The organism is Tenacibaculum sp., from assembly GCF_048269885.1.
Lineage (GTDB): Bacteria > Bacteroidota > Bacteroidia > Flavobacteriales > Flavobacteriaceae > Polaribacter.
The window spans coordinates 98,543-122,615 of sequence record NZ_JBLWTZ010000001.1; the positions used below are offsets into that span (position 1 = coordinate 98,543).

At 31.6% G+C, this 24,073-nt stretch carries 21 protein-coding genes and 1 pseudogene; 7 read left to right on the forward strand and 15 right to left on the reverse strand.

Features of this window, described 5'->3' with window-relative positions:
* Window positions 1-2: 2 nt before the first annotated feature.
* Window positions 3-1,118, reverse strand: a complete 1,116-nt coding sequence (locus tag ACN0WY_RS00390) for a Fic family protein (RefSeq protein WP_113786298.1) — start codon at window positions 1,116-1,118, stop codon at window positions 3-5.
* Between the two features lie 278 nt (window positions 1,119-1,396).
* Window positions 1,397-2,002 carry a tyrosine-type recombinase/integrase gene (locus ACN0WY_RS00395; RefSeq protein ID WP_417799194.1) on the reverse strand — a complete coding sequence of 202 codons (606 nt, stop codon included), beginning with the start codon at window positions 2,000-2,002 and terminating at the stop codon, window positions 1,397-1,399.
* A gap of 445 nt (window positions 2,003-2,447) precedes the next feature.
* On the opposite strand from ACN0WY_RS00395, the gene ACN0WY_RS00400 reads away from it, so the two are divergent.
* The 5 genes from ACN0WY_RS00400 to ACN0WY_RS00420 all read left to right on the forward strand — a co-directional run bounded on the left by ACN0WY_RS00400 (window position 2,448) and on the right by ACN0WY_RS00420 (window position 6,738).
* A complete protein-coding gene (locus ACN0WY_RS00400) occupies window positions 2,448-2,966 on the forward strand; it encodes a TraM recognition domain-containing protein (protein WP_417799195.1) in 519 nt (172 codons plus the stop codon).
* A gap of 260 nt (window positions 2,967-3,226) precedes the next feature.
* Window positions 3,227-4,063, forward strand: a complete 837-nt coding sequence (locus ACN0WY_RS00405; protein WP_417799196.1) for a hypothetical protein — start codon at window positions 3,227-3,229, stop codon at window positions 4,061-4,063.
* A 2-nt stretch (window positions 4,064-4,065) separates the two neighbouring features.
* Window positions 4,066-5,277, forward strand: a complete 1,212-nt coding sequence (locus tag ACN0WY_RS00410) for a hypothetical protein (protein WP_417799197.1) — start codon at window positions 4,066-4,068, stop codon at window positions 5,275-5,277.
* A 1-nt stretch (window position 5,278) separates the two neighbouring features.
* Window positions 5,279-6,049: a hypothetical protein gene (locus tag ACN0WY_RS00415; RefSeq protein ID WP_417799198.1), complete on the forward strand. Its 771-nt coding sequence runs from the start codon at window positions 5,279-5,281 to the stop codon at window positions 6,047-6,049.
* Entirely contained in the window at window positions 6,043-6,738 is a 696-nt protein-coding gene (locus ACN0WY_RS00420; protein ID WP_417799199.1) for a hypothetical protein, read from the forward strand. The genes ACN0WY_RS00415 and ACN0WY_RS00420 overlap by 7 nt, the downstream gene beginning before the upstream one ends.
* 167 nt (window positions 6,739-6,905) lie before the next feature.
* Here ACN0WY_RS00420 and ACN0WY_RS00425 read toward each other — a convergent pair whose 3' ends face one another.
* The 8 genes from ACN0WY_RS00425 to ACN0WY_RS00460 all read right to left on the reverse strand — a co-directional run bounded on the left by ACN0WY_RS00425 (window position 6,906) and on the right by ACN0WY_RS00460 (window position 15,746).
* Entirely contained in the window at window positions 6,906-8,120 is a 1,215-nt protein-coding gene (locus ACN0WY_RS00425; RefSeq protein WP_417799200.1) for a tyrosine-type recombinase/integrase, read from the reverse strand.
* Window positions 8,121-8,738: 618 nt separating this feature from the next.
* Window positions 8,739-10,244 (reverse strand): hypothetical protein, encoded by a 1,506-nt coding sequence (locus ACN0WY_RS00430; protein WP_417799201.1) that lies wholly within the window; start codon window positions 10,242-10,244, stop codon window positions 8,739-8,741.
* A 256-nt stretch (window positions 10,245-10,500) separates the two neighbouring features.
* Window positions 10,501-11,145, reverse strand: coding sequence for a type II CAAX prenyl endopeptidase Rce1 family protein (locus ACN0WY_RS00435; RefSeq protein WP_417799202.1), 645 nt, complete (start codon window positions 11,143-11,145; stop codon window positions 10,501-10,503).
* 262 nt (window positions 11,146-11,407) lie between these two features.
* Window positions 11,408-12,436 (reverse strand): alpha/beta hydrolase, encoded by a 1,029-nt coding sequence (locus ACN0WY_RS00440; RefSeq protein WP_330488843.1) that lies wholly within the window; start codon window positions 12,434-12,436, stop codon window positions 11,408-11,410.
* 35 nt (window positions 12,437-12,471) lie between these two features.
* Window positions 12,472-13,725 carry an alpha/beta hydrolase-fold protein gene (locus tag ACN0WY_RS00445; RefSeq protein ID WP_417799203.1) on the reverse strand — a complete coding sequence of 418 codons (1,254 nt, stop codon included), beginning with the start codon at window positions 13,723-13,725 and terminating at the stop codon, window positions 12,472-12,474.
* A 44-nt stretch (window positions 13,726-13,769) separates the two neighbouring features.
* On the reverse strand, window positions 13,770-14,483 hold the full coding sequence (locus ACN0WY_RS00450) for a DUF4386 domain-containing protein (RefSeq protein ID WP_417799204.1): 714 nt from the start codon (window positions 14,481-14,483) through the stop codon (window positions 13,770-13,772).
* Window positions 14,484-14,589: 106 nt separating this feature from the next.
* The gene (locus ACN0WY_RS00455; protein WP_330488846.1) at window positions 14,590-15,138 is read right to left on the reverse strand and encodes a Crp/Fnr family transcriptional regulator; all 549 of its coding nucleotides are present in this window, start codon (window positions 15,136-15,138) and stop codon (window positions 14,590-14,592) included.
* A 185-nt stretch (window positions 15,139-15,323) separates the two neighbouring features.
* Entirely contained in the window at window positions 15,324-15,746 is a 423-nt protein-coding gene (locus ACN0WY_RS00460; protein ID WP_417799205.1) for a helix-turn-helix domain-containing protein, read from the reverse strand.
* Between the two features lie 431 nt (window positions 15,747-16,177).
* Between ACN0WY_RS00460 and katG the strand changes: the two genes are divergently transcribed.
* Complete coding sequence (gene katG / locus ACN0WY_RS00465; RefSeq protein WP_417799206.1) at window positions 16,178-18,460, forward strand: catalase/peroxidase HPI; 2,283 nt, start codon at window positions 16,178-16,180, stop codon at window positions 18,458-18,460.
* A 318-nt stretch (window positions 18,461-18,778) separates the two neighbouring features.
* Window positions 18,779-19,825 (forward strand): helix-turn-helix domain-containing protein, encoded by a 1,047-nt coding sequence (locus tag ACN0WY_RS00470; RefSeq protein WP_330488849.1) that lies wholly within the window; start codon window positions 18,779-18,781, stop codon window positions 19,823-19,825.
* Here ACN0WY_RS00470 and ACN0WY_RS00475 read toward each other — a convergent pair.
* The 5 genes and pseudogenes from ACN0WY_RS00475 to moaA all read right to left on the reverse strand — a co-directional run bounded on the left by ACN0WY_RS00475 (window position 19,820) and on the right by moaA (window position 24,021).
* A complete protein-coding gene (locus ACN0WY_RS00475; protein WP_417799207.1) occupies window positions 19,820-20,932 on the reverse strand; it encodes an NTP transferase domain-containing protein in 1,113 nt (370 codons plus the stop codon). The two genes, ACN0WY_RS00470 and ACN0WY_RS00475, sit on opposite strands and share 6 nt — an antisense overlap.
* Window positions 20,925-21,401 (reverse strand): cyclic pyranopterin monophosphate synthase MoaC, encoded by a 477-nt coding sequence (moaC, locus tag ACN0WY_RS00480; RefSeq protein ID WP_273695000.1) that lies wholly within the window; start codon window positions 21,399-21,401, stop codon window positions 20,925-20,927. The genes ACN0WY_RS00475 and moaC overlap by 8 nt, the downstream gene beginning before the upstream one ends.
* Before the next feature lie 32 nt (window positions 21,402-21,433).
* A pseudogene (locus tag ACN0WY_RS00485) lies at window positions 21,434-21,709 on the reverse strand (four helix bundle protein); the annotation flags it as partial.
* Window positions 21,710-21,766: 57 nt separating this feature from the next.
* A complete protein-coding gene (locus ACN0WY_RS00490) occupies window positions 21,767-22,963 on the reverse strand; it encodes a molybdopterin molybdotransferase MoeA (protein ID WP_417799208.1) in 1,197 nt (398 codons plus the stop codon).
* 68 nt (window positions 22,964-23,031) lie between these two features.
* Window positions 23,032-24,021 (reverse strand): GTP 3',8-cyclase MoaA, encoded by a 990-nt coding sequence (moaA, locus tag ACN0WY_RS00495; RefSeq protein WP_330488854.1) that lies wholly within the window; start codon window positions 24,019-24,021, stop codon window positions 23,032-23,034.
* Window positions 24,022-24,073: the final 52 nt, after the last annotated feature.

The window sequence follows — 24,073 nt, forward strand, 5'->3', positions numbered from 1 at the left end:
TATTATTTTAAATTAAGATAATATCGTGTGCTTTTTAATTCACCAGTTTTAGTCAAAATATTTTTATCAACTAAATCTTTTAAATCCCTTGTTGCAGTTGAGGCAGAAGTTTTGGCGATACGTGTGTAATTTACTGCGCTTAGTCCACCTTTAAACCCATGATGTCCTTCTTTAAATATACGACGTATAACAATCGTTTGACGTTCATTCATCATTGAAGCAAAACGATCAAAGAATTTTGCTTTATTAATCAGGAATTCAATAATTTTTATAGTGTTATTTTGGGCATCAATAACAGTTTGTCCAAAATAAAGAAGCCAGTCGGTTAAATCCAATTTAAAGTTGTGAGCTTCAAGTGAAGCATAGTAAGCCTTTTTGTTTCTCTCTATCATTTGAGATAGGGAGATTAGGGCAGGGCGCTTTAAATCTAAAGAGATAGATTTTTCTGACAAAGCTCTCGCTATACGACCATTTCCATCTTCAAATGGGTGGATGGCTAGAAAATAAAAGTGAGCTATACCTGATTTAGCTAAGGGTAACATTGTGGAATTTTCTTTAGAATGTAACTTGTTAAACCATTTAACAAAAAGGTTCATTTCTTCAGTCATGTTTTTAGAGGGGGGGGCTTCATAATGCACCGTCTTTCTATCCACTCTTCCGCCAGAGACTATCTGCATAGGTTCTTCATGAGTTCGATAACGTCCAATATCTATTAAATCTCTACGACCATTTGTTAGCATTCTATGCCATTGAAAAAGATATTCATCAGTTAATGATTCATCATAAGTTTGATAGAGGTTTACCATCATCTCCGAAATACCAAACTCAGCAGCAGGAAGCTTTCTGTTTTCTATAGATAACCCCAAATTTCTTTTAATGGATTCTTGAATACTATCACGGTCAAGATATTCACCTTCTATTTCAGAGGTTTTTAATGCTTCATCAGACAATACTTCAATAAGTAATTGCTCTTTTTCATCATCAGAAACATGCTTAAAAGCTCCCAACGCAATACCACTGGATTGAACAAATTCATATTCCAGTTCCTTTAAAGCCGTTTCATCATAGGTGAATTCAGGCCAATTTTTATGTTGCCAATTCCATTTAAAAGCAGTCATGAGCTATAAACTTTTTACTTATAGCTCAAATATAACTATTTTTTGAGCCATATTTCAAGTTTTTTTAGCTCAAAGTAAAATTTACTTATTATTTAAAGGATGAAGGATGGGTACTGATGAAATAAATCAACATTTTTTCAAAAAAAATACTTGACATCAATGTTTAAGTAGTGTAAAAGCCATCATTCATTGAATGTAACTTTCCAAAAATCATAGAAACACCATTGAAAATGTTGTAGTCTTTCTACCAGTTCATTGGCTATATAGCTATGAACATATCAGGTAAGGTTATCTGTAATGCCTCCATTAATCCAAAGCCTTTTCGCTATTTCTCGTTCCTCTGTACCAATAACATTCAAATAAATTGCTGTTGTCTCCAAGGCACTATGACCTAGCCATTTTTTAACGATCGTTATAGGAGCTTTATCTAAAGCATGAATTGCAAATCCGTGACGAAGCCCTCTGGCGCATCCTCTAACGCCAGTAATACCAGCTTCAATCATAATGGTTTTGATATGCCTTGATGCGCTACGTAATGAAAAACTCCAGAGGCGTTGATAACTTTCTTCTCCTTGCTTTATCTCGTGAATATAAGTTTCCAAATTTTCCAATAGGAAATCAGGTAGAGGGATTTCTCTATAAATTCCACGTTTTCTTTTTTTAAGAGTTTCCAGTACTACTGTCTTATTAGATAAATCAAGACTGTCCACTGTAAGATTATGTATCTCGGCAATACGTGCGCCTGTGTAGTAGAGCAATTGACAAAATAATTTTATAGCTACAGGGCGACTTGCTGTGCATTTCAAAAATCGCAAACGTTCCGCATGGTTTAAGTATTTACGCTGCCCTTTAGAGTCATGTAGGGAGATCGTTGGTTTATACATTTTTGTTTTTCGGGTTAAAATTCAACTGTCTGATTATTAGATATATTCGGTCATATATTCAAATAAAAAGAGGTGTTTTTTTCAATTTTAACTAAAAATCAGGTCTTTAAGAACCTAAACACATGAGATTTTAATGAAAAAGCATTCTGATACTCCTTATGATGGCAGAGTATATCTAATTTTCGGACAAACTCAGGACAGAGGTACAAAATATTTTTCAAAAAGAAGTGTTTTAAACCCTCCTGAAAACTGAAAAAGACTAATTCTTAAATCTGTAATCATGGAAAAAGCTAAACAAGAGTGTAGCTCAAGCCACAAGCAAACATGTTCTATGTGTAATGGAACGGGGTGTATTTACAATGCCCGAAAAGGAAGTGAAACCTGTCCTTCTTGCCAGGGGCGTGGATATATTTGGGTATAAAATCAGCATTAAAAGCAATAAAAAGTGCATTTAAATACTCATTTTGAACAAACTCCAAAACCTGTTGGTTTGTGGATTGATGAATATCAAAACTTTTGCAATCCAAGAAGGGATAGTTTGTTTCAAACCACAGCAAGAAGCTCATGGGGGGCAACGGTTTATATTACTCAAAATATTAATAATATGTATTTTATAATGGGTAATGAACAGCCAGAAGCTAGAGCTAAAAGTTTACTAGGGAACCTAAATTTAAAATATTTTGCCAGTAACGATAACTACGATACCAATGTTTGGGCTTCCCAAATGATTGGTCAACATAAAGTGGATTTTGAGCATTTAAGCTTTAGCAAGGATATGGAGATTAGCAAAAGTAAAAATCAACAAATGCAATATAGGGTAACACCAGATCATTTTACAATTTTAAAAACAGGAAGAAAAGTCAATAATTATATTGTAGAAACAGTGGTTTTCAAAGCAGGGAAGGCTTGGGGGAAGAACGAGGAAAACTTTGCTTTGGTAGGATTTCGACAAAATAGATTTTAATGAGCCTGATTTAAATAAGAGTATTTATTAATTTCTCAATTGAATAGAGAAATAATATAAAAGAATTAGGTTGTTAAAATTGAGAGAATATCATTTTTAATAACGTATTTATATTCTATATACAAAACAATTTTTTGTATTTTTATCTGTAGTATTTGCTTTTTGAAACACGAGATAATAGTTATGAACACTCTTAAAGGATATAAAATCTTTTAATATAAACAAGCTTTAATATGAGTAACCTTAAAAGTTTATCCTTTATGGATATAAATTTCACACCGCTGAATAGAGAAGTTCAATTTCCTGTTCAAAAAAGTAAAAACTTTCAGATTAAAGATATTCATTTATCGTTTTATACCAAACCTTCGCTTGATCCTATGATATCTTCATATGGTTTAATATCTCCAAACGATATTAGATTGTACATTAATAATTTGAACGTAACTGATCTTTTATTTGAAGAAATAATTTTCAATCTAAAGAAATTAAATAAGGAATATCTAATTCAAGCTTATAGAAAAGGTGCTAAAAACTACCTAAAGTTTGCATCCCATTTTGAACATGATCAAGCTAAACTAATTAAGGATAAAGAGCTACTTGAAAAATACTATAATAATATAGATTGGATAAATGATATTTCTTCTATTGGAGAAAGACGTTTTGGTGGAGGAAGTGGTAATATGCACCCTTTTTCATTCCTGTATAGATACATTAAGATAGATGCTGTATCATTAAAGAATATATTAACAAAAATTGATGTTGAATTTGATTCTGTTTTTGAAGATGACAGTATTACCTTGACATTTTCTACAGGTCCTGCTCCTTCTCAAGAGGAAATTAATCCACAGGTAGATATAACAAATGGAAAGTTATTTGTAGGAATAACAACAGAAGTTATAAACCCATTAGAAAAAAGGGTAAAACAGATTCTATCATCAGTGAAAGTAATTGCCAGAGCCATTGATACATTGAGGCAAGAGTATTTAACTCCTTTATATTCTTTAGCAAAAACAAACGAACAAGAGTTAAAAACATCGAATAAGGCTACAAAAGATACCTTAGAAAAGATTAACTCAAATGTTTCTAACATCGGATAGTTATGGATAATATACTTAATGAGATTGATTCATTGCTCGAAGATTTAAACCAAAAAGTTTTATTGACACAGGACGTGGTAGAAGATGTCCTGAAGACTGAATTTGAAATCAAAGAAGCTTTAAAAGCTAATCATGAAGTAGTCCCTTTAAAGTTCAAAGCTATTAATCAATTGTCTAAAAACATTACCTCAAGGTCATTTGATGTTTCTCATTCTTATGGGTTTGGTTACGTTCAAAATATAATTGGTCAAAAATTATCACAATCAATTTTTCAATTTGAATATGGAAACTTCAAATACTCGATTAGTTTCTCAAATAGAATCATAATTCAGGGAAATACAGATAATGATGGATTTGAAAATACCCTTACTTTACTTAGCCCAATAACTATTAAAGGTAATATAAGTGAAGTTCAACATTTAAAAATTAAGTTATTTCTTTATGCTAAGAGTGTTAATGAGAATATTTTGTTCTTTATAAATTCTCTTCCTGTATTTTATGACCTTGAAATGAATTTGACTGATCCTTTTGAGTCAATTCCAATTTCCCAAAATAATCCAAATAAAATTCGTGATACTTTTCTCAAAGTAATAAGCGATGAACTGAATAATGTTAATATATCGATTCCTCCGATTAAACTAAACTCTAATAATCTATCACTATCACCTTTTGATATTATGATTACTAATTCTTTAGACTGCTTTGTAAAAGCTGATGTCAAAAGAAAAATAGCATACCCTTTACCTCTGGTTCGCTTAATACATCAATCATATTTCAATCAATATGTTTTTATTAGAAAAGAATTTTTTTCTCCACTTATAGAACGAGAAGTTAGAAAACAAGCAGTTAGAGTAAACAGAATTGAGTTTAAAAACAACTATGTTGATTTAGGAGTTTATAAGAAAAAATCTACTAGTTGTTTACACATAAGTACTACCGTTAGGGTTTGGATGGATTATTATCTCCGTGTAAGTACTCAATATGGGAATATTTTCATTCAGGCCAGATGGAGAAAATGGAAAAGAAGTATTGAAGCCAAAAGATGTTGGCCAATTTGCAATGACGTAATTGATAAAGCAAAAGACGCTTCAACCCCTTTAATAAACAATGCCAAAAAGTATGATATATACATAGGATCTACAACCTCATATGCTTCTAGATCTCAAGGAAAATTTACTAAAACAGGATTTGAACTTTTAACAAAACTATATTAAAATGAGAAATGTTTTTCACTGGCGTATGGACGCTTCAATGCATCTAGATCAAGTCTTAGCATGTAGAAAATATATAATAGAAAGTTTTGAAGTATCTTCAAGCGTATCCATCGAATTTTTGTTTCAATTAATGCCTCTTTACTATGAAGATCTTTCTGATGTGAAAGAAAGAGGAGATTTTGAATTAGATAATAATAATTTCCAAAATAGTGGTGATGCTTTCAACATGGAGCTTTCAGACCCAGCTATTGGCTCCTATTTCTTAGATGTTCCCGAAGTTATTTCAGGGAAATATACAAAGGATAATATAAGTGAAGAGTTTATAATTGAATTTGATTCAAAATTAGAGCTAGAAATCCCAGAAATTACGGAATTAGGGATTAATCGCTCAAGCTTTCAGCTATTAGAAAAAGTAATTTCTAATTTAGATGGAACTACAACGATTTTGAAAGACACTATCGACTCAAGCAAATTTATTTGGATAGAAGCTTCTTTAACTAAAGGTTCATCAAACCTTATGGGTAAAATGGGAAGTGAAGGAATTGAAAAATTTTCTTCTTTCGATTCTTCAAATATTGATTGTGGTAATGGAGATCCGAACGAACCTATTTGGTATGCTGTACAAAATTTAAGGGAATCTAAACCCTGTAAACCCTTTTGTTTCATAACTACTAAATATGAATCTTCTCCACATCTGAGATATTTAAATCATCCAGGTGTTATCAAGCGTGAAGCTATGGCAATCAAAAAAGGTCATTGTAAAGAATGTTAGGCCTAATACTAATTAATAATGTTAGTATTCCGATTCACTATCGAAAAAAACTTAGTATACTATACAGGTATTATTGCGGAGTTTTTGGAGGAATACTTTTTTACGTATTTTTCACTTTCTACAAGAAAGATGCTTTTACAGGATCGTTTTGCTTTTTTTATTGGGGAGCAAGCCTTTATTCTGGAGGACACATAAAAAAAATCATACATGGTATAATAAATAATAAAACAATTGAAAAAAGAAATAGCTGGACATACAGCTATTTTTTTGCCTCATTAACTATCCCATTCATTTTTATTATCAGTAAGAGAGTTGATCTAGTAGTTTTTTTTCTTTTTGCTATAGCGATTAATTTAGCTTATTTGGGGGCAAAAGCTGTCTGTTCTATATCAAAATGCTGTGGTATTCATAAAACTTTAATCAATAAAAATAATTTCAAATTACAAAAAAGAGAATTTTTTGTCACTTTAGTTATATTACTAACGGCCATTTGTTTTGTGTTTTCCAACGTCTTTAATCAAACTTTAGTAGCATCTATTTTACTGTTATTTCATGGTTTACTCAGATGGTATGCTGCAAGATATAGATTTCCTTACAGAAGCGTTTGGTTTTTTATTAAGGATTTCTCAGTGTTATATATAATACTGTCTGCTCTTTCTCCTCTAATTTTTTTATTAGTATTTAGATAGAAATTACTCTACAAAATCACATTTTTACAGAATTTTTAATTACTAAATTAAATCTTATTCTAAAGCTTTGCCCAGATAGGTTTTAGCCTAAGTAATAAGTAAAATTTAAGTCTTTTAAATTTTGTTACTAAAGAGATTATTATTTATATAAAAACTAATGAGTTAGATTAATAATTAACTACGTTATCTAACGCTTCGTCAAAATCTTTATGAATAAAGTTTGATTGATACTGAATTGTAGTTGTTATAGAAGAGTGCCTGTAAAGCCTTTGCAATGTTTGAATAGGTATTTTATCTCCAGAAATATTACCAAATGTATGGCGTGCTATGTGCATAGTTAACTTTTTATCGATTTTTGCCTTTTTCGCTATGTTTTCTAAATATTTATTAAATTTTTTATTTGCGGTTTTGGTTTTAGCTAAAACATCTTTGGGATTTTCTTGATTAGCTTTCTTCATTTCAGGAAAAATAAAGTCGTCAGCATTTCGCTTTTCTATTTCATAAACTTTTAGGATTGGATAAATTTTTTCTGGTAGTTTTAGCGATAGGATTTTTTCATTTTTATTCATTCGATAATGTAATCGCCCATCATAAATATCACTCCAACGTATTTTTAAAATATCAGCGGCACGCATTCCTGCTAAAAAGAAACTAAACAACCACACATTTCTTGCGTGTTCTTCTTGTGGGGTTAAGTTTTCTAATGACTCTAATGATTTCATTTCTTCAACAGATAAACCTATTTTCTCTGTCTCGGGAAATTTAATACGTATTTTATCAGCTCCAAATGGATAATATTTACGCTCAATAACACCCATTTTTATTGCTCTGTTATAAATTGTACGAATGACAATCAAAGAATTGATTATAGAGCGTTGAGAGTTGTTTTTTCGCACTTTTAAAAACGTCATATACTTTCGCAAATAAGCTTCATCTATTTCTCTAAAGTTTATGTTTTCAGAATTTGCAAATTCAATAAAATGGTTCACTCTTGCTCTATCTGTAGAGAACCGTGTAAGCTTTTTATTATCTTCAAGTTCTTTGAGATATATTCGAGATAGCTCATTAAAACTCTTACTGCTAAGAGGGTTGGTAATTTCTTTCTTCAACTCTTTTGAGGAAATAGATTTATCCTCTGTTTCTAAATCTAATAATGTTTTATTTGCTTCTTTTAATTTGGTTAAAAGAAAGTTGTTTAAGCGTGTAGAGTTAGGGTGTGATTTCTTTACTTTACTTGCAGATGCATCCCAATCTTTTTCAAAAAGATACTTTCCAGTAAAAATATAACGTGTCTTTCTATTTTGAGTTAAACGCAGTGCTATTGGAAATGTTCCATCTTTCTTTTTATCATGCTTCCAAAGTATTATCTTTATTGATGCCATAACGTTTTTATTTTCAATAAAGATATAAAAGAATGATGGTTTTACCTAAAACATACCTAAAACAAATTATGGTTTTATATGGGTTTTAACGAATTTGTTTAAATGTTAAAACAACATAAGTGATTGATTATTAGTAAAAATGTAACTGAATAACTTCAAAGCGCGCTGGATTCAAAATCCGATGCTCGCAAGGGCGTGTGGGTTCGAGTCCCACCTTTGGTACTATTACTGTGTGATAAGCACAAACAACGTTAGTAATTTATTTTTTTAAAGATAAAAAACTGTGTTTGAATTGAGGCTTTTGATTATTCTTTTTCAAATCCTTGTAAAGGAATAAAGAAAGACCTAAGCTTACAAATGAAAATTCCGTAAAAATTTTTGCAGACTACAAACCAGCAGAACTCCGCCAAAATCAAGAATGTATTATTGTTTATTATGCTAAAGTTCCTGCAAAGGAAGCGTTTCAGGAGTAAGCTAGAACAAACAATGTATTATGTATGTTGTTATATTTAGTGTTTTGCTTTTGATTTTAACTCATTTAAATTGTGGTATATTTGATAGTCTTTTAATTTTTTATTACAATGCTTGGTTTCAACAATTGTATTTGCGAGGTTCAAATTAGTTAGATAAAAAACCGTACCACAATCTTCTCTGTCTTTCGGTGGTATTTTTAGAAAGAATCAGTTTGTCATTTTCAAAGTTGAGCCCCATAAGTTTTGCATTTTCAAAAAAAGGAATTTCATTAGGGGAACATGTATAATTTTTTAGAGCATCAGATATTTTCTTCCCGTATAATTTTAAAGTAGCATCATAAATCTTAGGGAATGTTAATGCCTTACCTTTTTTAGGATATGTTTTTAACAAGTATGCCCATAAGTCGTCTAGATTTTTTTTACCATTGGTTTCATTTCGAATTAGAAAATCTAGTGAAATAGCAGCCATGAGTCCACCCCAATATACTGTGGTAGAATGCTTGAACTTATCGTTTCCTGCAGAAACAAGCGTTAATTTACCATCAACTGCTGTTTGATATTCTTTCATCCTATAAAGAACTTCGTCTAGAAATTCAGATTCAGTTAATACACCAGTTCTAACTAATGCTGTAAAGGCTCCATATTCAGCCCCAAAACCTTCGTTAAACCATTCATATAGTGATGCTTTTTTGCCTGAATCATCAACCTCAAGTTGGTCAAAAGCAAAACTATGAAAAAGCTCATGAGCAATAAGGCGAGATGTATTATTTGTCATGCCATTATTAATTGCCATTTCTTTTTTTGTTCTAGGGCTTAGCGAAATGGAAATAGCTTTTCCCATTACTTCTCCACCTCCATAATCTCTATCTCCCAGTATTAAAACCATTTGAGCCTTTAATGGAGACTTATACCTATCACCGTAATATTTAAAATACAGTTCAACTTGTTCCTTTACCTTAGTAGACATTGCATCTGTAAAGTTTCCAGACATCGCTATTCTTAAAGAAACATTTCCTGTTATAAGTTCAGTATGCTTGTGCGTTCCTGCAAAAAATGCTGAATAAAATAAATCGTTGCTTGTGTCAGCTTTAAAAATACCTCCTATTTTTGCTAACTTTCTCCATTGTGTTGTCACATTCCAATTTGTAGGCAAATCAAATTGAACACGGATATTCGTGGTTGGCTTACCTCCAATGAACAAAGCTCTTCCCGCCCACATAACTCCATCATTATTTGCATAAGCAGCTCCATTATCTCCGCCTTTAATTGCTGGAACAAGTAAATCGTGTTTAAGATTTACCTGATAAGAAAGGTTTACAATACCTTCTTTATAATCTGGTAACTCCCACTGACTATTCTTTTTTGCTATAACTTTAAGAGAACGTCCATGGCTATCGCTTACCTGAACATTTTCAACAAAAGTGGCCCAACCATTCTCTAAACCATGTTCATTAAATTCGTTCATTTTAATTAGATTTCCATCTGGATGCAATTTAGCTCTAACTTTTGCTACTCGAGGTTGGTCTTTACTTATAGTTATAACATATGCATTGTTTATGGAATCTTCTTTACTTTGAAGTTGTTTGATGTCAGTTTTGTATCCAATAATAAATAAAGGAAACAGTAAATTGATTAATATTAGTTTTTTCATTTTTAAAAAGGTTATCTATGGAAGATAGCTGCCTTAATATTACAGCTCATTTAAATAAATAGTTTGTGAGAATACTCTTACTTGTTTTAAATCTAGTTAGTACTGTTTATCTTGTAGGTAACGGTTAGTATAAGATCAGTAGCGTGTTTAAACACTAAAGTTAACAATTAGATGACTGTTAGTAAGCTCGCAATAACTTTTTGAAAGTAGACTTATACCAGCAATTAATTATATACAGTATGAGCTTTTCTTATTGCTATGTGTAGGGTGTTCCGATTACGTGAAATACTAAATCAAAAGCAATATGTGATATAATAGCTACCAATAATCCACGCTTCCAAAATATCCACCCAAATGTTGCCCCTGTTATTAAGTTTCCAATCATGGTTACACCAATTGTAAAAGGCGTTAACTCCACAAAGTTTTTAGATAACGGGAGATGCATAATCCCAAAGCATATTGCAGAAATTATAATGCCAGTCCAAATTGTTTTATTCGACGGGTTTTCTACTTTTTTCCAATATTGAATCCCTGCAATAATCAAGGACATTAATCCTAATCTGAACATTATTTCTTCGCTAATACCCGCAGAGAATGATACTAGGGCATAAAATGATTTGGATGGTCTTGAAATTTTACCTGAAATAGGATAAAATTCACTTTGCAGCTCAAAAAGACCTAATAAAAACAGAGCCACTAAAATTGCTAGAAGAATACTTGATATGATTGACGTACCGTTTATTAATTTACTAATTGGTTTTTTTGAAAACATTCTAGCAATCACAGGAGCTCCCAAATTGGCTTTTGAAGAAACCCACACACCAATAAAAACCAATATCAAGCCTAAAATTAAACTGCTTATTAAAACAGGAATTAGGTCGTTAATCGTTGATTCATTCAACTTAATGGAAGTATTTCCCGCCGCGATATTTAATCGCTTTACTTCTCTACTGAAAGGGATATTTAGCAATGAACCAAAAATGAAGATAACCAAAACACTTATGCTGACTTGCCAGCGATATTTTTTTTTTCTTCTTTGTCTTGTACGACTGATGATGTAAATAATTTTTTCACTTTCTTATTGGTTTTTGTTTGAGCCATTTAATGACTATTATTTGTTGTGTTTTTTTATAAAAAGATAAAATTCAAAGGAAAACCGGTTGTTAATTTTTAGCCTTATCAAGCTCTGTTAATCTTTTTGTAAGTTCAACGGAATTGGGGTAGAAATGGATGCCAGCTTTCACCGCTATTATTGCAGAGCCTAAGTCATTCAACTTTTCTTTGGCAAACCAACTAAATCCGATTAAATGCTTTTTTCTTGGTTTTATATTATAATTCAATTTTTGAGAAAGAGATTGATAATGAATGATATAATCATTTACACGATACCTTTGCATTTTCGATTCACTAATGTACCAATCTTTATAAACCCAAGCTAAACCATCATAAATGCCTTTATATGCTGATAGTAGATGATCTGTATTATCTAAATAAGAGACTTTCCAGCTTAAGCTATTTGGAGCATTCTTCTGTAAAGATTGAGAGAGATTATTAAAACCTTTTTGGATAATTGAATGCTCATTTTCACCTATCGAAAGAAATAAAAGATTATTTAATTCTTTATGTGTTGATAAAAATTCTGTTAATTCTATTGCTATTGTAGGAGCATAATGAGCAGAGGGACTAAGTACAATATAGGAAGAAAACGATTTTGGGTGTAGCATGAATAATTTTAAAACAAACAACCCAGAAAGTGAATGTCCAATGATAAATCGTCCTCCGTTAGTTCGATAGTTATCTTGAATATAAGTAAGAGCTTCTTCTCTGATAAACTTTGAATATTTTAGAGCTTGTGGGTTTAATCCGCTATTATTATCATTATATGGAAAATTATCTTCTTCATACTTACCCGTATGTGGAAGCCCTACAACAATCATGTCTTCTATGCCAAATCTAGAAGACTGAATGTCAACTATATTACAAGCAAAATAAAAATTGTCATTATCATTCAAGGTAACTAAAATGGGATAGCTTTTCAATATATTTTTAAAGTAGCCTTTAGGAAGGCGAATCATCACATTTCTCGTTTCATTCAATGCTTTTGACTCTAGTTTAATAGTCTTGATATCTTGGATTGCGAATACTTTCAAATTGATAAGTACAAATAGGGTCACAATGAAATTTTTCATCATAATCAATTTTCTTTTAATTCTAACAGGGCTGTTAATTATTTATTTTTCAATATTCGGATTCTGTTCCTATAGGAGTCTTTACCACTTAATTCATACGCTTTTGTTACATATTTAATAGCTTTAGTAAAGTCTCCTTGTGCTTCATAGTAATCAGCCATAGAATCATAAGCATTGGCGCTTTTAGGATAATATTTAGTAGCAAGTTCAAAGTACATTTTTGCTTTTTCAGGTTGTTTCATGTCCATACTCATATAACCTGACACATTTAAAAGTTCTTCTGGATAAGGAGGTTCTGCATATCCAAAATGCTCTTTGAGCTTCTGTTCTCGATGTTTTATTATACTCAAAAGCTCTTGTCTTGGTGTGTCAAATGAATTTATTTTATCCGTATTTTCCATTTGATACCATTTAAAAAGTGAAATTAAACCGTCCATGAGAGAAGGAAGAGGTATTGTACCATGTATTTCTTTGGGATAAAATTTCCATTCAAAAGCTAATTCATTATTAGCATTTTGTTTTACTATGGTTGAAAAGGTAATGTTCGAACGAGGGAATACAGTGAAGTCTGTTGTATCTTGCATTACATTGTCTATTTTTATTTGCGAGTTTTGCATATGTAATTGTCCATTCAATGACATAAATAGAGCTTTGTTTTTATAGTTTTGATTAGCAAGTGTTTTTTCTGCCTTTTTCAATAGTTTTTGGTCGTCCCAATCTAGGCTTGGGTCAATGGCCAAGTAATTTTTAAATAAGTTGGGTTGATTAATTAGTGTTGCAATAGTAAATAAACCTCCATAGGAATGACCAATCAGTGTTCTGTAATTGGTAACTGGATATTTGTTTTCTATATAAGGAATAAGTTCTGTATCAATGAACTTCCTAAAATTATTAGCCTCTCCATTTTTTTCATTAAAAGGCATTCCATATTTAGTGGTAATTGTTGAAATAGTTAGGTCTCTTATTCTATTTTTATTATTTGAGATACCAACTAATACCATTTCGGGGGTATAACCACCACTATAATAATTTTGCACATTATGTACAGTAGGAAGTAAAATCTCTCCATCTAAAATATAAGCTACAGGGTACTTTTGATTTCTTCCAGAACTATAATTGGTAGGTAATTGTACATAAATCTTTCTTGATTCCTTTAGTATTTTGGAGTAGAGACTATCTAAAATGCCTACTTTTTGTAAAAAATACTGATTTTGAATTTCCTGAGCACTTATACATTGTTGAAAGAAAACAATGAGTCCCATTGTTATTACAATTTTTAACTTTTCGGCCATTTTATTATCTTTAATCGTTTGTATTTGGTTTTACTCCCAGTTATTTATGAATACGTTTCTTGTTTCTGTTCACTACTTTTAACTTTCCATCCTTTTAATAGTAGCCAAAATATTAGGACTACCTCTCCAATAAATGTATATAGCGTTATCTTAATCTTATAACCTGAAGAAAGTACCTGTCCAAAACCATCGACTATATATCCAATCGACGCAATTAATAATAAAACGCCTAAAATCTTTTTCATATACCTAGCTTTTAAAAACAGGTATCCAATTAATAGCAAATGAAAGCCAAAAAGAATCATTGCAACATCCCATGATAAAAAGAAATTATTTAATGATAGGGCAACCTGTGATTGTATATATTTTACTTCTAGGTTACCATCAATTATTAGTGGTAATGTATGTATTAAATAAAATAAAGACACAACAAAAAGTATTGAATACACTATTCTGAACCATGCAGCTAGTAGTGCTAAGCTTTTATTTATAGAGCATAGAAAAATAAATAATGCCCACGCAACAATTATGTCAAGAATCACAATTATAAGATTTAGAACAATACTTAGTCGGAGTTGGTTTTCTGAAGCTAATATATTTTCAGGGTTTTTTGATAGGGTATCCGATTTTATCATTTCTTCCAAAATAAAAAAATTTACAATTGGTGCTATGATGGCCATTATTAAAATACCAGCTCCGGCAATGATTGCTGATGTACTCCTCGATAGGCGATTTAATGTTCTTTCTCTAGTATTCAATATTTTAATTTTAGCTTCACGAATAAATTTGGTTGCTACAAATTTAAAGTACCATCAGAACTAGATTCGTTGACTTAAGTTAAGAAAACCCCGTTTTATGTAAAAGCTATTTAAAAATCCGTTTACGTATTCGGCTTAAAGATTCAGGTGTTATGCCTAAACAGCTTGCTATTAAATGCTGTGGTACACGTTGTAATAATTTAGGCCTGTTTTGTAACAAGTCTAAATACCTTTGTTCAGGAGTTAATGTTATAAATTTAGAGAAGGCTTGTAAATTTTCGCCCATCATCACTTCCATTTGAATTCGGGAAAGCTCTTCAAACCGCGGAAACTTTTTATAGTATTCTTCCTCTTTTTTGGAATTGATTATAGCAATTTTAGAATCTTCAAAGCAAACTAGATAATATTTTGATGGAGATTGTTGAGACATGCTCTCAAACTCAACAGCAACTTGCTCTTCTGTGTAAAAGGCTATGGTTTTTTCCGTACCATCTACGATACAATATTTTCTAATACACCCTGATAATACAAGAAAAGAATCTTGTGCAATTTGTCCCTCTTGTAATAATACCTCCCCTTTTTTGTATAATCTAACAGGGTAAAAGTCAATCATTGTTTGGGCTTCCTTTTCAGTAAGTTTTGTAAATTGGGACATAAATTTTATCAACTCATTTTTCATAATGTTCTTTATATAAGAAAGACGAATGGTTTGTATAGGCGTTGTTACTAATCGTAAAGATAGCAATTGGTCGACATCTATAGTTTAGCCGAAAAGACTTTCCGTTGGAAAATGTCTGAAGCGACGATACACAGTATTGGCTGTAGCTTTCAATTTTTTTTCTATTCTTTATAAAAAAAAACAAAAGTATTCAGAGAATAAATTCCAATTATTATAACCCACCCTAACAAAATACAACAAACAAACAGCCAAGAAAAAGTACCATTAAGTGCAATTACAATTGGTATAACCATACTTAAGATAGCGATGCATAAAAGCATATAAAAAAAACGTACTTTTTGCATATAAGCTCTTTTTTTTCTACCCTGTTCTGATTCTTCTGTTTTATTTGAATCTTCAATGTTTGTTTCAAAAACTGTGGCTAGAGCCTTTAAAGATTCTAATCCGGCATTTTCTCCATTTTCAATTCTTTGAATGGTTCGTATGCTTAATCCACTCAAATCTGACAGTTGTTCTTGAGACCAATGTCGATCTAATCTCCATTTTTTTAGATCTCTTAAATTCATTGTATTTGAATTCATCATATTAATGATTTTTTAATCTTGGCACTAAAGTAAGAGTTGAAAACATATTGGTATTGACAGTAACCTGACAGAAATGTGACAGTAAGATGACCTAGAGTCTAATTTCCTTTATAAAATAAGGTTTCAGCCTTTTTAAAGTTTAGGAATTACATTGGTACGTTTACCTTCTAAAAGAATATATGGATCTTACTAATTGTTGTGTAGGTCGAATTTTTAATACTCAGTTCCATTTTTTGAAGAAATAACACCCATCTTACAGCTAAAATAAGGAGCTTTTTATAGAACGTATAAAAAATAAAAGGCAGTACTTAATTTTTTCTAGAAAGAAGAATAAATCTAAGCTACACAACTATAAGGTATATCTATTAATTTTTTCTAAAACATAACTATTTCAAATATAGTTTTGCTAAAAATCAATTAATAATTTAAAAATGAAAAAAATAATTTTAAGTGTAGCAGTAGCTTCTTTACTTTTTTCTTGTAGTGGTAAACAAAACCATGGAGAAGAAAAAGAAAAGGGAGGATGTCCTTTTGGTTTTGATAAGGGGCACAAAAAAGAACAGTTAACAGAAACTAAGTCAAACAAAGACTGGTGGCCTAATAAGTTAGATTTAGATGTACTTGCACAAAACTCGGAATTATCCAATCCGATGGGGGAAAATTTCAAGTATGCTGAAGAGTTTAATAAGCTAGATTATGCAGCGTTAAAGGCAGACCTCACAAAATTAATGACAGAGTCCCAAGATTGGTGGCCTGCTGATTATGGACACTACGGACCTTTATTTATTCGTATGGCGTGGCATAGTGCAGGAACTTATCGTACTGGAGATGGTAGAGGAGGAACTCGTATGGGAATTCAACGTTTTGCGCCACAAAATAGTTGGCCAGACAATGCGAATTTAGATAAGGCAAGAAGATTATTATGGCCAATTAAACAGAAATACGGAAAACAAATTTCTTGGGCAGATTTAATGATTTTAACAGGAAATGTGGCTATAGAATCCATGGGGTTAAAAACCATAGGATTTGCAGGAGGAAGAGAAGATGTTTGGGTACCACAAGAAGATGTGTATTGGGGGTCTGAATCAGGCTGGTTAGAAAGTAGAAGGTTAAATGAAAAAGGGGAATTAGATTTAGAAGTAGAAAATCCTTTAGCAGCCGTACAAATGGGGTTGATTTATGTGAATCCGGAAGGACCAGATGGAAACCCAGACCCAGTAGCATCAGCTAAAAATATACGTATTTCATTTGGTAGAATGGGAATGAATGATGAAGAAACAGTGGCATTGATAGCAGGTGGACATACCTTTGGAAAAACACATGGAGCAGGACCGGCTGATAAGGTAGGGCCTTCGCCAGAAGCTGCAGGCATTGAAGAACAAGGATTAGGATGGAAGAGTAGTTATAAATCAGGTAAAGGGAAAGATGCTATTACTTCTGGATTAGAGGTTATTTGGACACCTACACCTACTCGTTGGAGTCACGCTTTTTTAAACACCTTATTTGATAATGAATGGGAACTAACGAAAAGTCCAGCAGGAGCACATCAATGGGCTGCTAAAGATGTTGGAGAGGTTTTTCCGGATGCTTTTGATAAAAACAAAAGACACAGACCTACGATGCTAACTTCAGATTTAGCTTTAAAATTTGATCCTGCATACAAGAAAGTTTGTGAGAAATTCTTAGAGGACCCTTTATCTTTTGATAAAGCTTTTGCAAAAGCTTGGTTTAAATTAACTCACAGAGATATGGGGCCTAAAACTACGTATATAGGGCCAGAAGTTCCTGAAGAGGAGTTTATATGGCAAGATCCTATACCAACACGTACTCATAAGTTAATTACAGAAGTAGATATTAACTTATTAAAAAAAGAGATTTTAAATTCAGGTATTCCACATAACCAATTGATAGAAACAGCTTGGGCATCAGCTTCTTCTTTTAGAGGTTCAGATAGAAGAGGAGGAGCCAACGGAGCACGTATTCGCTTAGAGCCACAGGTTAATTGGGAGAGCAATAATCCTGCACAATTAAAAAAAGTATTGGCAGTTTATGAGGAACTTCAATCTAAGTTTAACAATGGTTCTAACGATAGAAAGGTTTCTATGGCAGACTTAATTGTTTTAGGAGGTTCAGCAGCTGTAGAAGCAGCAGCAAATAAAGCAGGGTTTTCAATAAAAGTTCCTTTTAATCCAGGTAGAATGGATGCAACACAAGAGCAAACAGATGTAAAATCTTTTGTTGTTTTAGAACCAATGGCAGATGGCTTTAGAAATTATCAAGAAAAGAAATACACACTTAAACCAGAAGAATTATTAGTAGATAAGGCACAGTTATTAAGCTTAACAGCTCCAGAAATGACCGCACTAGTTGGAGGTATGCGAGCTTTAAATGCCAATTATAACAATTCAAAAAATGGTGTTTTTACAGCTCAACCAGGAGTATTAACAAACGATTTCTTTGTAAATCTGTTAGACATGAATACATATTGGAAAGCTACATCTGAAGATCAATTAATTTTCGAAGGAAGAGATAGAGTTACGAATAAAGTAAAGTGGACCGCATCTAGAGCTGATTTAATTTTTGGGTCTAATTCTGAATTAAGAGCTCTAGCAGAAGTGTATGCTAGTAACGATGCAAAAGAAAAGTTTGCAAAAGATTTTATTGCTGCTTGGGTAAAAGTAATGAATCTAGATAGGTTTGATTTAAAACAATAGTTTCTGAGAAAAACATTAAATGCCTTCTACAATTCTAAGAAAACTAAAAAAGCTACTGAATTTAATTCAGTAGCTTTATGAGTCTTAAAGTATTTTTTAAGGGGATAGCAGTGGGGGGCTTTTTACTTTAAGCACTATTTTATTAATATCTTTAGTTTGATATGCAATAATAATTGCTATTTTTTAATTTACTGTTTAGTTTTATAAACTGAGACCTTTATTTTTAATAAAAAATAATCTAATTTTATAAAGTTAGATTATTATAAGATGCTCACAACTAATATTTTTCCTAAACTTAGTTTTTTATTAGGGATATTTTTGACAGTATTTATTTTTTTTACCAAAAATAATTTAGGTAAAAGGAAATGTACTCGCTATTCGTTAGCGGCAACAACTTTTATATATTCCCTATTATCGTTAGATACTTTTACTACCGCTAATAAGTTTAAACTACCATTAATTATTTGGTATGCTTCTTATATCCTATTTCCTTTTATAGGTTTTTTGTTTTATAAGTTTTCCTCGTGTTTAACACAAAAATCAATAACTCAAAAAAAATACTTGCTCTTTCTTGTTTTTTACTCATTAGTCAAATCACTATTTTTCTTTTACGCAATTGATAAAATAGATAGAGTTTCTGGAGTCACTACTCCAATAATACTTACTTGCTTTGGTATTGAGTTTATTTTAACAAGTCTTGTAAATATCTTGTTTTTATATAAATCAAATGTTCTTTTTAAACAAGCTTATGTTGTTATTGATTTGGATAGAAATAAAGAGATATACTTTAAGTGGTTATATTTATTATTAAGAGCCAATGTATTGCTCGTACTTGCTATCTTATTAGAGGCTTTACTTGTTTTAATAGATTATGATTTATTACCAAAACTATTTAAGATAGAACCTGTTTTGTATACCTTATTCTTTTTTGTTTTAGCATATTCATTAATGTATTATCCAGTGTTTGCTTTAACAGGTGATTATAAGGACTTACCCCTGAGTGAAAAATACAAACATTCGAAACTTGGTGATTCCTCAGAACTGTTTGCAAAAATAGATAGGTTAGTAAGAACGGAAAAACTATACCTCTCACCAACGTTGAAATTAAATACTATTTCTAAGAAGTTAGATAGTCCACTGCCTTATGTATCTCAGGCAATAAACGAGAATAAAAAAATAAGTTTTACTGACTATATCAATACTTTTCGTATCGAAGAGGCTAAAAAAAAGTTACTGCTCGATAAGCCTGATACTATTTTTGCTATTGCAATCGATGTTGGTTTTAATAGTAAAGCAGCTTTTTACTATGCATTTAAGAAATTAACAAAAATGACACCTACAGAGTTTAGGAAGAGAAACTTATAATTTTTCTATACACCTAATAGCTTCTTTAAACTCTTCAGGGGTATTAATGTTTCTAATAAGACTATCGTTAACTTCGATAATTTCTACATCAGAATTAATTAACATTTTACGAGGACAAGAATAACCTTGCGCTAAATAGGCTAGTAGTTTTCCATAAGCTTTAGGTTCGTAAATAGTAATTAAGGGCTCTGGAAAATCTTTATTTTTTCCTTTTATGGCAGTAGCAACTTTACTCGGATTTCTTTTTTCTAAAAGTAATTGAATAAGCTCTTTATTTACAAAAGGAACATCGGTAGCTAACACCAACCAAGCGGTGTTAGGGTTTTTCTGAAAAGCAGAGCAAATACCACCAAAAGGGCCCAAATTTAAAAAGCTATCGTGAATTTCATTCTCTTTTTCTGAGGGGTCTTGAACAGAATAAAAGGTTTTTAAAGAACAGCTTTCTAATAACTCTTTTACATGTTGCTTTTGAGGTTTACCAAAATAGCTTAATTCTGATTTATCGGTACCCATTCGAGTGCTTTTTCCGCCTATTAAAACCAATCCTTTTACAGGAGCAATGTTTTCTTTAATGAGATTATGTATATGATTAGATATTTTATCAACCTCATTAATTGTATAAGAGGTACTATTTTTGATGTTTGGAAAGCGTTCTAGTAAACAATCAAAATACCTTGAGTCTTCATTCAACTTAATTATAAACTGGATGTTTGTTAATTGGTCTAACCTTTTTTTTACAGAAGCTTCTTTCTCGTCATCTAAAATCAAAATTTGTTTCGCTCCTTGGTAATGATTTCCATTAATAAAGACAAAATCGTGATTGTAAAACTGTAAACGTTGTTCGTACTTGTTTACAGGTGAAGAAGTGTTTATTTGTAAATTTCCTTCATGATGAAAGGTATATTCAGCTAATGTATTTTGCTCGACATCTTTAGCATGTGAAGCATCAAAATACCCTAAGTTATAGTTCGATAATCTTTTTGAAACTTCATGAACTAAATCAGCAATAACTCCGCATTTGGCTCCTAAGATAGCTACTTCATTAGGCGCAAAATTATCATTATACTTCTTAACTAGATTTGTATGTTTAGTATGTTTTTTATCCATTTTTAATATCCGATTTACCACCAGTTTTCTCTACCAGTTTCACTTCTTGAATCACCATTTTTTGACTGATTGCTTTACACATATCGTAAATAGTTAAACAAGTTGCTGAAGCACCTGTAAGCGCTTCCATTTCTACTCCTGTTTTACCTTCGATGGTTACTTTACAAAAAACCTCTACATGCTCATCGTCTACAATATTGATGTCAATATCCACTCCGTTGATTAACAAAGGATGACACATTGGGATGATATCAGAAGTTTTTTTTACTGCTTGAATTCCAGCAATGATAGCGGTTTGAAAAACAGGTCCTTTTTTAGTGATGAGTTCATCATTAGTAAAATGACTCACAATTTCTGAACCTAAAAACATAGTAGCTTTAGCAATAGCAGTACGTTTCGTGATTTTTTTATCAGAAACATTCACCATTTTAGGTTGGTTTTGTTCGTTTATGTGGGAAAAGTTGCTCACTTTTTTTAGTTTTTAGTGTTTAATTTTAAGTTTTAAATCTTCGTTAAGTTTTGTTGTGATGTTTTTACAATTGCTGTTAATAGCCTAATTAGCTCGTGAATGTCCGAAAGTATATTTGTAACATCAATGTTTGTTAAGTCACTTTCTTTTAATAAACGTAACCAATATTTAGTTTCTCTAGCTTCTTTTGAAGAAATAGACATTTTAGCAATAAAGTCTCTCTTACTTTGACCAGCTAAAGCCTCTTCTATATTTGCTCCTATTGAAGTTCCACTTCTTAAAAGCTGTTTTGAAATTATAAACTCTTGCCTTGAACAATACTTTCCTTCATTTTAAATTTTTAACTCAAAACTAAACATTAATAATTAAAAACCCCGATACGTTAGTATCGGAAAAACACTTCCTTTTTTAAATACTACTTCTTCGGTTTTCGGGAGCTCGATAAAACCATCTGTTTCTACTAAGCTAGCCAAATCTCCTGAGCCATTTCCTTGTATTGGAGTTGCGTATACTTGTCCGTTTTCAGAAGTTAATTTTACTTGTAAAAAACAGCTTAGATTAGGTTTAAAAGTAAGGTCTTTTACTAAAATTGCTGTTTTTTCTTCGGAAGAAACTCCAACAGATTTATAATGCCAAGGGTAAAAATAGACCAAACAATTTACAAAGGTTGAAACTGGATTTCCAGGGAATGCAAACACGTTGCAGTTATCTGTAATGCCGAACCAAAATGGTTTCCCAGGTCGTTGCGAAATTCTGTGAAATAACTTTTGAACACCCAATTCATCTAAAACTTCAGGTAAAAAATCAAACTTCCCCTTACTAACTGCTCCACTAAATAATAGCACATCATATTCTTTTAAATACGATTCAATTTTTTCTTTTAAAATTTGTTTTTCATCAGTAATATGGGCTGTTTCTGCTGGAATTTTTAAATTATTCAATAAGGAAACTAACGTGTATACATTGCTTCTACGAATTTGATGATCTAATGGGTTTTCATTTACATCAACCAATTCATCACCTGTAGAAACAATCATTACTTTAGGTTGTTTAGCTACTTTTACAGTGGCTTTACCTACAGTAGCTAATACGCCTATTTCAGCAGCAGAAATTATAGTGTTTTTTTTTATTAGAACTGTACCTTTACTTTTATCAGAACCTTGTGTGTGAATGTTCTGTCCTTCTTTAATTTCATCAATAGTAATAGTGGCTACTAGTGTGTTAATATCAACATCTTCATAGCGAATTACCGTGTCAGTATTGTTAGGTAATACAGCTCCTGTCATTACCTCATAACAGTTGGCGGCATTATCTAGTGTTTGTTGTGGGCCTCCAGCAGCTTGAATTCCTTCAATTTTAAAATTGCGAACACCGTGCTCAAAAAAACGATGATTAATCGCAATACCATCCATTGCTACTCGGTTGAATGGAGGAAAATCTCTATCGGCAACAATATCTTCCTTTAAAACTCTTCCGACAGCTTGTAAAAATGGAATTTCTTCAATTCCGAAATCTTGTGTGTTTTCTAAAATTATATGTTTGGCTTCTGCTACTGTAATCATATGTTAAAGTGTAACTGTTAAAAAGTTTAATTGTTACATTTTCAAATTATCTAATTGATACATTGAAATTACCCTCCGATGGTACTCATACTTTCGGTTACGTTTCCTTTTCTATTTGCCTCAGCCACAAAACCATTTTCTGGCTTTTCTTTTATCAGCGATAAAAACAAGGCTTTTAAGTCTTCATTGCTTGCACCATTTCTAATAAAATCACGTAGGTTAAAAACGCCATCATCAAACAGGCAGTTTTTAAAAGTTCCTGTTGAGGTAATCCTAATTCGGTTACAATCATTACAAATAGTACGAGTGAATGCAGGAATAATTCCTATAGTCCCTGTATGATTTTCTATAGAAAAATTTCTAGAAGTAGATGATTTTTTTGAGGGAAGTTCAGTAACAGTAAATTCAGATTGTATGTTGTTTAATATTTTGTTATAGTTCCAAACTTCTTCTGCGTTTCGTTGTCCTTTTCCATTAAAAGGCATTTCTTCAATAAAACGAACTGCAATATCCTTGTCTTTAGTAAGCTGCACAAAATCGTTAATTTCATCAGTATTGAATCCAGATTGTACAACTACATTTAACTTCAAATTCAACGAACTTTTTTCTAATAACTCAAAGGTTTTATATACTTCAGTAAAAACATCTCTACGAGTAATTTTAGCAAACTTTTCAGGGTGTAAGCTATCAATACTCAAATTGATGTTTTTTACCTTTTTAAGGTTTTCTATTGTTTTGATATGTTTAGAAATAAGCGCTCCGTTGGTCGTGATATTGATATCCTCTAACAAATCATTATACGATAACATTTCTAAAAAAGAAACAAAATCTTTTCTTACAAAAGGCTCTCCTCCTGTTAAACGAACTTTGTTTACACCTAATTCAGTAAGTACTCGAATTATTCGGTACATTTCTTTGTAGGTAAGTAGCTCTTTACGAGGTACAATATCAATTCCTTGAGCAGGCATACAATATTGACAACGTAAGTTACAGCGGTCGGTTACTGCTAAACGAACGTAGCTAATTTGTCTTCCAAAATTATCTATGAGTGTGCTCATAGCGTAAAGGTACGGATTAATCAATCAATTTTTCCTGTCATTTGTCATGGTT